The sequence below is a fragment of the Pseudoflavonifractor sp. HCP28S3_F10 genome (genome assembly GCF_052065415.1).
Lineage (GTDB): Bacteria > Bacillota > Clostridia > Oscillospirales > Oscillospiraceae > Pseudoflavonifractor_A.
On the sequence record NZ_JBQHUB010000022.1, the window covers coordinates 36,802 to 46,654 of the forward strand.

Annotated in this window: 9 protein-coding genes and 1 riboswitch; of the genes, 4 read left to right on the top strand and 5 right to left on the bottom strand. The window is 60.7% G+C overall.

Going from position 1 to position 9,853, the window contains the following annotated elements:
* Window positions 1–73 precede the first annotated feature (73 nt).
* The 3 genes from ACTNBZ_RS10055 to ACTNBZ_RS10065 form a co-directional block, all read right to left on the bottom strand.
* Window positions 74–1,318 carry an adenosylhomocysteinase gene (locus ACTNBZ_RS10055; RefSeq protein ID WP_441209569.1) on the bottom strand — a complete coding sequence of 415 codons (1,245 nt, stop codon included), beginning with the start codon at window positions 1,316–1,318 and terminating at the stop codon, window positions 74–76.
* Between the two features lie 133 nt (window positions 1,319–1,451).
* The gene (locus ACTNBZ_RS10060) at window positions 1,452–3,575 is read right to left on the bottom strand and encodes a sodium-translocating pyrophosphatase (protein ID WP_441209571.1); all 2,124 of its coding nucleotides are present in this window, start codon (window positions 3,573–3,575) and stop codon (window positions 1,452–1,454) included.
* Between the two features lie 287 nt (window positions 3,576–3,862).
* Complete coding sequence (locus ACTNBZ_RS10065) at window positions 3,863–4,576, bottom strand: hypothetical protein (RefSeq protein WP_441209573.1); 714 nt, start codon at window positions 4,574–4,576, stop codon at window positions 3,863–3,865.
* Between the two features lie 249 nt (window positions 4,577–4,825).
* Between ACTNBZ_RS10065 and udp the strand changes: the two genes are divergently transcribed.
* From udp to ACTNBZ_RS10085, 4 genes are all read left to right on the top strand, one after another.
* A complete protein-coding gene (gene udp / locus ACTNBZ_RS10070) occupies window positions 4,826–5,593 on the top strand; it encodes a uridine phosphorylase (protein ID WP_441209575.1) in 768 nt (255 codons plus the stop codon).
* A gap of 170 nt (window positions 5,594–5,763) precedes the next feature.
* Window positions 5,764–5,854: riboswitch (NiCo riboswitch) on the top strand.
* Between the two features lie 114 nt (window positions 5,855–5,968).
* Window positions 5,969–6,901 carry a cation diffusion facilitator family transporter gene (locus tag ACTNBZ_RS10075; RefSeq protein ID WP_441209577.1) on the top strand — a complete coding sequence of 311 codons (933 nt, stop codon included), beginning with the start codon at window positions 5,969–5,971 and terminating at the stop codon, window positions 6,899–6,901.
* An 85-nt stretch (window positions 6,902–6,986) separates the two neighbouring features.
* A complete protein-coding gene (locus ACTNBZ_RS10080) occupies window positions 6,987–7,538 on the top strand; it encodes a ribonuclease domain-containing protein (RefSeq protein ID WP_441209579.1) in 552 nt (183 codons plus the stop codon).
* Window positions 7,539–7,551: 13 nt separating this feature from the next.
* Window positions 7,552–7,824, top strand: coding sequence for a barstar family protein (locus ACTNBZ_RS10085; RefSeq protein ID WP_441209581.1), 273 nt, complete (start codon window positions 7,552–7,554; stop codon window positions 7,822–7,824).
* 364 nt (window positions 7,825–8,188) lie between these two features.
* Here the strand turns inward: ACTNBZ_RS10085 and ACTNBZ_RS10090 are convergent, their stop codons facing one another.
* The gene (locus tag ACTNBZ_RS10090; protein WP_441209583.1) at window positions 8,189–9,124 is read right to left on the bottom strand and encodes a TDT family transporter; all 936 of its coding nucleotides are present in this window, start codon (window positions 9,122–9,124) and stop codon (window positions 8,189–8,191) included.
* Between the two features lie 17 nt (window positions 9,125–9,141).
* Complete coding sequence (locus tag ACTNBZ_RS10095) at window positions 9,142–9,537, bottom strand: C-GCAxxG-C-C family protein (RefSeq protein WP_441209585.1); 396 nt, start codon at window positions 9,535–9,537, stop codon at window positions 9,142–9,144.
* Window positions 9,538–9,853: the final 316 nt, after the last annotated feature.

Below are 9,853 nucleotides of genomic sequence, written 5' to 3' on the forward strand. Positions count from 1 at the left end.
CAATTGACGGGATATATTTTAATCGCTCCCTGCGGGAAAGTCAATATGCAAAACCACCAGTTTACAGGCTATATCAGGCTTTCCAGCCGTTCAGGTAGTCCCGCTGCCCGTCAGTAAGGCTGTCGATGGACAAGCCCATGGCGTGGAGCTTCACACGGCCGATCTCGTCGTCGATGGAGTCGGGCACGCGGTAGACCTTCTTCTCCAGCCCGTCCCGGTGCTTGACCAGCCACTCCAGGGCCAGGGCCTGCACCGAGAAGGACATGTCCATGATCTCGGCGGGATGGCCGTTGCCGGCGGCCAGGTTGACCAGGCGGCCCTCGCCGATGACATTGAGGACCCGGCCGTCGGGCAGGGTGTAGCCCACGATGGAGTCCCGGCGGAGCTCCTGGCGCACCGCCATTCTGGCCAGGGAGGCCACATCCACCTCGCAGTCGAAGTGGCCGGCGTTGGTGAGGATGGCATTGTGCTTCATCTGCTCAAAATGCCGGGGCGTGATCACGTCCTTGCAGCCGGTGACCGTGACGAACACGTCGCCCAGAGGGGCGGCCTGATCCATTGTCATCACCCGGAAGCCGTTCATGGTGGCGTCCAGCGCCTTGAAGGGGTCCACCTCGGTGACGATGACGTTGGCGCCCATGCCGTGGGCCCGCATGGCCACGCCCTTGCCGCACCATCCGTAGCCCGCCACCACCACGGTCTTGCCCGCCACCACCAGGTTGGTGGTGTGCATGATGGCGTCCCACACGCTCTGGCCGGTGCCGTACTTGTTGTCATAGTAGTGCTTGGCCTTGGCGTCGTTCACCGCCATCATGGGACAGGGCAGGATACCCTCCCGCTCCCGGGCGCGCAGGCGCAGGATGCCGGTGGTGGTCTCCTCGCAGCCGCCGATGAGGTTTTCTCCCAGGTGGGCGCACTTGCCCCCCAGCAGGTGGATCAGGTCGCCGCCGTCGTCCACCACCAGGTGGGGCTTGAACTTCAGCGTCTCAATGAGATGGGCCTCGTACTCCTCCGCCGTGGCGCCGTGGATACCGAAGGTCTCCACCCCCATGCTGGCCAGTCCGGCGGCCACGTCGTCCTGGGTGGACAGGGGGTTGGAGCCGGTGAGCCGCACTTCCGCCCCACCCTTTTGCAGAACACAGCCCAGGTTGGCCGTCTTTGCCTCCAGATGGACCGACACGGCGATGCGCAGCCCGGCGAAGGGACGCTCCTTCTCAAAGCGGGCCTCGATGCCTCCCAGGGCGGGCATGAAGTCCCGCACCCACTGGATCTTCCGGCGGCCGGACTCGGCCAGGGACATATCCTTTACAATGCTCATGGATGACCTCCTATGTATGGTGCGGGGACTGCGGCCCGCTTTTTGTCTGTCTGTTGCATTATATCAGACCTTTTGCCAAAAGAAAACCCCGGGGGCCGCAAATACGGCCCCCGGGACGGGTATCATGCTGCAATCAGCCCAGGAAGAACTGGCTGATGGTGATGACCAGGCCGGAGAACACGATGGACACGGTGGACACCAGCTTGATGAGGATGTTCAGGGAGGGACCGGAGGTGTCCTTGAAGGGGTCGCCCACGGTATCGCCGATGACGGCGGCCTTGTGGCAGTCGGAGCCCTTGCCGCCGTGTTTGCCGGACTCGATATACTTCTTGGCGTTATCCCAGGCGCCGCCGGCGTTGGACATGAACACAGCCACGGCGAAGCCGGTGACGGTCACGCCGCCCAGCAGGCCCACCACGGCCTCCACGCCCAGGATGCAGCCGGTGACGATGGGCACCACGATGGCCAGCAGAGAGGGCGTGACCATCTCACGCAGGGCGCCCCGGGTACACAGGTCCACACAGGAGGCATAGTCGGGGTCGGCCTTTCCGTCCATGATACCGGCGATCTCCCGGAACTGGCGGCGGACCTCCACCACGATGGACTGGGCCGCCCGCTGCACGCCGCTCATGGTCAGGGCGGCGAAGATGAAGGTAAGCATGGCGCCCACGAAGATGCCCACCAGCACAGCGGGATTGGTGAGGGACAGGTCCACCACGCCGCCGATCTTGGCCTTGACCACGTCCACATAGGACACCAGCAGGGCCAGGGCGGTGAGGGCGGCCGAGCCGATGGCAAAGCCCTTGCCGGTGGCGGCGGTGGTGTTGCCCAGGGAATCCAGAGCGTCGGTGCGGTTGCGGACCTCCTCGCCCAGGCCGCTCATCTCGGCGATGCCGCCGGCGTTGTCGGCCACAGGGCCGTAAGCGTCGGTGGCCAGGGTAATGCCCAGGGTGGACAGCATGCCCACGGCGGCGATGCCGATGCCGTACAGGCCCATGCTGAATCGCTCGGCGTAGTCGGCGGAGGCGGTGGACAGGGAGCCGCCGGCGGCCACGAAGGAAACGATGATGGCCACGCCCACGATGATGATGGGAGCGGCGGTGGACTTCATGCCCAGGGAGATGCCGCCGATGATGGTGGTGGCGGCGCCGGTCTCGGTGGAGTCGGCCAGCTGCTGGGTGGGCTTATAGGTATCGGAGGTGTAGTACTCGGTAAAGTAGCCGATGGCACAGCCGGCCACCAAGCCGGCCAGGATGGCCACGTACACGCCCATGTTGCCCAGGATGAAATAGGTCAGCGGGGCGGCCAGCACAGCGGCCAGGGCGGCGGCGCTGTAGGTACCCTTGCGCAGGGTGCCCAGCAGGTCCCGCTGGGTGGCGCCCTCCTTGGTGCGGATGAGGAAGGTGCCCAGCACGGAGCAGACCACGCCAACCACAGCGATGGCCAGGGGGAGCAGCATGGCATTCCACGCCTTGCCGGCGGCGGCGTAGGCGGAGGCGCCCAGGGCGAAGGTAGCCAGGATGGAGCCCACATAGGACTCGTACAGGTCGGCGCCCATACCGGCCACGTCGCCTACGTTGTCGCCCACGTTGTCGGCGATGGTGGCGGGGTTGCGGGGGTCGTCCTCGGGGATGCCGGCCTCTACCTTGCCCACCAGGTCAGCGCCCACGTCGGCGGCCTTGGTGAAGATACCGCCGCCCACACGGGCAAACAGGGCCATAAAGGAGGCGCCCATGCCGAACATGACCATGGTCTGGGCAATCTTCACCGCGTCATAGTGGGCCACATACTTCAGGATATGGAACCAGACGGACACATCCAGCAGGCCCAGGCCCACCACGGTGAAGCCCATGACCGCGCCGGAGGAAAAGGCCACGCTCAATCCCCGGTTCAGGCTCTCGTGAGCGGCGTGAGCCGTGCGGGCGTTGGAGGCGGTGGCGATCTTCATGCCGATGAAGCCGGCCAGCGCGGAATAGCAGCCGCCGGTGACAAAGGCGAAGGGAATGAACCAGTTATCCAGCTGATGGGTGGCCACCAGCACCAGCAGCGCCGCGAATACCACCACGAATATCTTGGCTACCGTGGTATACTGGCGCTTCAGGTAGGCATTGGCACCCTTGCGGATGGAAGCGGCCAGCTTCTTCATCCGATCGGTGCCCTCAGAGAACTTCAGCACTTTGTTGGTCTGGATCCACGCAAAAACGAGCGCGATCACCGCGCCCAGAATGCCGATCCAGAACAGGTCCTGTGCATTCATGTTTTTCAGCTCCTTTTTCTTGCTTGCTCGGAAACCGGATTAAGCTTCGGCTTCCTCCTCTTTCAGCCCCATTATCTTAGCGCAAATCAAGCTTCAAATGCAAGGACTTCAAACTTTATTATCGTTTGATTTATTTTATTTTACTTTTTATACAAAAAATCCATATTTACTTTTATCTTATTATTGCTATTTTACGAATAAAAACAAAGATTTTCTTCTGCTCTCTATATGTCTTTCCAATAAAAAAACACTGCCCGTGACAGCACGGGCAGTGTTTACGTTTTGATTCAAATCGTCCATTCACTGTGGATCAGTCCTACCAGGAACCACTGTTCCTCATAGGGTGCAAATACCAGTTTCAGAGAGCACCAGTCAAATCCCCCCTGTTTCGGATCCAGGCTGGAAAAATGGTACTCTACAAAGCGGCAGTCCACAAAGACATCCGCCACATTCTCCAGCGCGTTTCCCTGGGCGATCACCTGGTCCACCGCCATCTCCGGCGCTTCCCGGTAGTCGGCATTCCAGACGTAGCGCCGGATATACTCCGGCATGGTCATGCGGATGTGGTCTCCCTTCCCGTCAGTAAATCCCCATAGGAACACCGTCTCCTGCTCCGCTGCCGAAGCGATCTCATCCGGCAGGAAGCACAGGTCGCTCTCCGGATCCACGGTGGAATACGGCGTAAAAGTGACTCCGTTCACCGGATGGACCATGCTGGCCAAAGCGACATAATTCTCGTCTGCCAGGGCGTCGAGTACAGCCCCGGCGCGCTTGAGCAGCAGATCGTCATCCGCTGTATCCATCGGCTCCACCGACAGTCCTGCCTCGTTCAGGCGGGGCTCCAGATCTCCCCGGCTGCTCAGCGCCGCGGTGCCCGACGCTGCCCGCATGGTATTGCGTACCGGTGCGCTTCGGCCGAACAGGAAACTGACGCTGCACAGCATCCCCGCCGCCAGGCAGCACAAAAACAGCACGATAAAAATTGGAACTGCCTTCTTCATGGGAACACCTCGATTCCATAGGCAGAACTCGGCCCTATCTATTTTACTGTAGTCTCTCAGAAAAAACAACTACAAATGGTTACAAAACCGAATTCTATTTGCCGATTTGCACAAACGTCTTGCGTTACCTTCCAAAAAAGAATATAATATGGATAAATCCGGATGGGAATAACACCCGTATTTTCCTCTCATCCTACCGGAGCAAGCCGGCCCCGTCTGCCGCGGGCCGAGAATGAGGTGAATGGGACCATGCATGAACATGAACTGCAGTTTCATATCAAATGTAAACCGGGCGACGTGGGCCGCTACTGCATCCTGCCCGGCGATCCCGGCCGCTGTGAGAAGATCGCGGCCTATTTCGACAACCCGGTAAAGATCCAGTCCAACCGGGAATACACCACCTATACCGGCACCCTGCTGGGCGAGAAGGTCAGCGTCTGCTCTACCGGCATCGGCGGCCCCTCCGCCGTCATCGCCATGGAGGAGCTCCATGCCATCGGCGCGGACACCTTCGTCCGGGTGGGCACCTGCGGCGGCATTGCCCTGAAGGTCAAGAGCGACGATGTGGTCATCGCCACCGGCGCCGTCCGCCATGAGGGCGCCAGCCGGGAGTACGCCCCCATCGAGTTCCCCGCCGTCGCCGACTATGAGGTGCAGGAGGCCCTGGTGGCCGCCGCCAAGGATCTGGGCAAGCCCTGGCACGCCGGCGTGGTCCAGTGCAAGGACTCCTTCTACGGCCAGCACAGCCCCGGCCGGATGCCGGTCTCCTACGAGCTGCTGCACAAGTGGGAGGCGTGGAAGCGGCTGGGTGTCCTGGCCTCCGAGATGGAGTCGGCCGCCCTGTTCTGCTGCGCCGCCGCCCTGGGTGTGCGCTGCGGCTCCTGCTTCCATGTGATCTGGAACCAGGAGCGGGAGGCCGCCGGCCTGGACCAGGCGGAGAGCCACGACCTCTCCGCCGCCATTGAGGTGGGCATCGAGGCTGTCAAAAAGCTGATCGTGGCCGACCGAGCCAAATGATTCCTCCTTCCCCGCCGCGGGTCCGGTACCATGTGCCGGGCCCGTTTTTTGTATCGTTGCGAGCGGAAATTAGGTCGGAATCCGAACCTTTTGTTGACTTTTCACATATCCTGTGTTATACATAGAATACTCTTTGCACTGCATTACATCCCGCCCGGGATGCGAGATCAACAGTACAGACTGAGCAGGCGATGCCCGCCGGGCATGGGGCCGGGCCGCACAGTGGCAGCAGATGGTATCAGATCCGTCTGCGGGACAGTTGTATGTTCCGCGGACGGATTTTTTTATCCTTTTGGGGAACAGATCGTCGCAATGAGGTGCCAGTAAGAGAGATCATCACCGCCGCGCACCGCGGCAGAAACGAGGAGTTCTTTTATGACAGCCAGCCACAAAGAGCAGCCCGCTCCCCGCCCCCCTGTCCATGAGGACGCCATGATCCGCCGGGTCTCCCTGGTGGGTATCGTGGGCAACATTCTTCTCACCGCCTTCAAGCTCTTCGCAGGCATCTACGGCAGGTCGGCGGCCATGGTGTCCGACGCGGTCCACTCCCTCTCCGACGTATTTGCCACCTTCATCGCCTTTCTGGGCGTCAAACTGTCCAAGCGCCCGCCGGACCGGCAGCACCCCTACGGACATGAGCGGCTGGAATGCGTGGCCTCCCTGATCCTGGGCCTGATTCTGCTGGCCACCGGCCTTGGCATCGGAAAAGTAGGACTGACCAACATTTTTTCCAGCGGAAACGCCGGTCTGACCGCCCCCGGCGCCATTGCCCTGGCGGCTGCCGTGGTCTCCATCGTGGTAAAGGAGGCCATGTACTGGTATACCCGCCATTATGCCAAGCTCCTCAACTCCCCCGCTTTTCTGGCCGACGCCTGGCACCACCGGTCGGACGCCTTTTCCTCTGTCGGCTCTCTCATCGGCATCGGCGGCGCCATGCTGGGCTTTCCGGTGCTGGACTCGGTGGCCGGCGTCGTCATCTGCCTGTTCATCCTGAAGGTGGCCTATGATATTCTCAAGGATGCCATCTCCAAAATGCTGGACACCTCCTGCGGAGAGGATTTTGAGCGGCAGGTCACCGACTATGTGGAGGCTCAGGAGGACGTGATCTGCGTGGATATGCTCCATTCCCGCATGTTCGGCAGCCGTGCTTACATCGACCTGGAGATCGAGGTGGACGGCAGCAAGTCCCTGTGGGAGAGCCACGCCATTGCTGAGCGGGTCCACGCTGGTGTGGAGCAGAACTTCCCGGATATCAAGCACATCATGATCCACGTCAATCCGGCCAGCCTGCCCGCCGCGCCGGACTGAGCCCGCCCCGCATCCCGCCATGGACAAAGCGGCCGAAATAGGGTAAACTGGTCTCAACCTTTGAACTGTGAGGTGGCTTCATCCAATGCGCATCCAAAAACGTCTGCCGGCCCTCCTGCTGGCGCTCCTGCTCTCACTGGGCCTGCTCTCCGGCTGCGGCGGCTCCCTCGCCCCGCTTCCCTCGCCGGCGGAGACCGGGCTCACCGCCGTCCAGCCCGCGCAGTCCGCCCTGCCCCTCTCCCCCGCTCCCGTTCCGGAACCGGCGGAGACCCAACCGCCGGAGATCCCAGATCTCCCGGAGGACGGGAGCTACACCTCCCCGGAGGACGTGGCGGAGTATCTGGTGCTCTATGAGCACCTGCCCGACAATTTCATCACCAAAAATCAGGCCAGGGACCTGGGCTGGGACAGCAGCAAGGGCAACCTGTGGGACGTGGCCCCCGGCATGAGCATCGGCGGCGACCGGTTCGGCAACTACGAGGGGCTTCTCCCCGACGCGGACGGCCGCCGGTGGACCGAGTGCGACGTCAACTATGAGGGCGGCTACCGGGGCGTGGAGCGGATCATCTTCTCCAACGACGGCCTGATCTACTATACCGACGACCACTACAAGAGCTTCACCCAGCTCTGGCCCTGAGGAGGATATCAATATGGAAGAGACCCCTATCGTCCGTCTGGAGGCCTGGCGCCTCACCTGCCCTGAGGAGGCCCACCCCTATCTCCGCCAAATGCTGGCCCTGCCCGCGTCCTATGGTGACAACCTGGACGCTCTGTATGATATCCTCACCGAGCGCGGTCCCCTGGGCATCGTGCTCATGGGCAGCGAAACCATGAAACAGACCAGCTGGGGCAAGCGGCTCCTGGGCGTTTTGATCCAGGCCGTCAACGAGAACCCCGGCCTGCACCTGGTCTTCCGGGATTGAGCTGAGATGCTGCCCCGATCCGCGGATGCCTAACAAAAAAGTCCTGAACTCGTCTGAGTTCAGGACTTTTTGCTGCACTTTTATGTTAATGCGTACTGAACAAAGCTATAAGCCTTGAAAGCCAGGGCTTACAAGGCCAATCAGCTTTGTTCAGATGCAGGGTTTTCGGATGAATCCGCCCGAAAACCCTGCACGTTCCGATGAAGCGCTGCGGCGCGTAATCGGAACTACGCATTGTAACAATGCCTGAATTGGATCAAAAGGGCTGAGAATGGTCCTTTTGATCCAATTGTACGGCTGCTGCCGCACGAACAAACCGCAAAGCGGTTTATTCAGCAGACATTATGTTAGAACAGGATCAGGCTCATACAGGTGCCTTGCTGGCCGCGCCCACCGCCATCAGGTAGCGGACCAGGGTATACACCACCAGGACAGTGGCGATGACGGTCTCCACCAGGACCACCGGGGACAGCCACGCAACGGCATAGCCCAGCTTGGTCAGGCAGGCCATGGACTGCTTGGCGGCGATGGCGGTGATGACCATGGGGAAGGTGAATGCCGCGTAGCTGGGATAGAAGGGCAGCTTCAGGAAGCCCGGCAGGCGGATGAGCACGATGATGTACACAAGGGTGGATACCGCCAGCATCCCCCAGATCATAGCCGCGCTTTTGGGCGCCACCGACTGGATATAACCTGCCAGGCACAGGCTGACAGGAGCGGCATAGATGCAGAAGAGGGGCTTGGGCGGGTCCTTCTGCACAGGCAGCTTGACATAGCGGCAGGTCACCAGCACCAGCAGGGCGATCAGGCAAATGAAGCCGAACCAGAAAGCCCATGTGCCGATGCTCCCGGTCATCTCAAAGGCGGGCGCCGTCAGGCTGGCCACAACGATGCCCACATAGACGATAAAGTAGCTGGCAAAGACCTTGGAAAGCTCCAGCTTGACCACAAATTTCGCGGTGAACCAGACGATCAGCGCCACATGCAGTCCGATGCCGGCAAACCAGCAGATCCGGGCCGCGCCCGTGCCGATGAAGGGCTTGGCATAGACAGACAGCAGCATGGCGGCCATGGAAAACGTGCCGGAGACGCTGGCGACCACAGGGTCCTGCATCGCCTGGCAGACCCCTTTCCAGCAGAAGATCACCTTCAGGATCAGGCACAGCCAGAGCACCGCGGCCAGGGCGCCGAACACAAGGCGGACACCCTCGCTGTAGCTCTGCAGCAGGTTGCCCAGAGCCGCCAGGCCCAGCATCACGCCGGCGGCGGGGATGGGCAGGGCTTTGAGGAAGCCTTTCATGGAACCGCCCCCCTTCTTTATGCCGCGTCGGTGTTCTTGATGCCCAGTTCACGGCAGACGATCTCGCCCACCTTCCAGGCACACAGGCCGGTAAAGCGGATGCACTGTTCCTTGTGCTCCCCCTTGCCCATGTCAAATTCCCGGGTCAGGACCCGGCAGCAGATGGCGTTCTTTCCATTGGCCTCCTTGAACCAGTCGTGCAGTTCATGGGTCAGCGCCATGCACTTGTTGACCTTGGGGTCCTTGGGCCCTGTCTGCTCCGTGCGGCCAAAAAACATGCCCAGCGCCAGGACGCCGCCGTTGAGGGCGCCGCAGGCGCAGCCGGAGCGCCCGATGCCCACCGCCATTCCGGAGGCCATGGCGATGACCTCTTCCGGAACATCCAGGTCAAAATTCGTGCGGATGGCAGACATCAGGGCTTCACAGCAGAAATATCCTCCCGGAAATTGTCCTCCGCATCCTTCTGGATCTTCTTCAAACTGACCTCTTTTGCACGGATCTCCATACATTTTCCCCTCTCTCTCAAAAATTCCGAGTAATTCCCTCGGATAATCTTATTTTAAAATGAGCCCATGCCCCCGTCAATATTTTTGTAGTAAATTTGCATAGTTTTATTTGAAAGGTTGATTGTAAAATCAAGTTGGACACTTGAGTAAAAAATCCATAGTGATTTCTCTCCCCGTGGTAGAATGAAGTTACCACACAACTTCTACAGAGGGAGGGCAATCA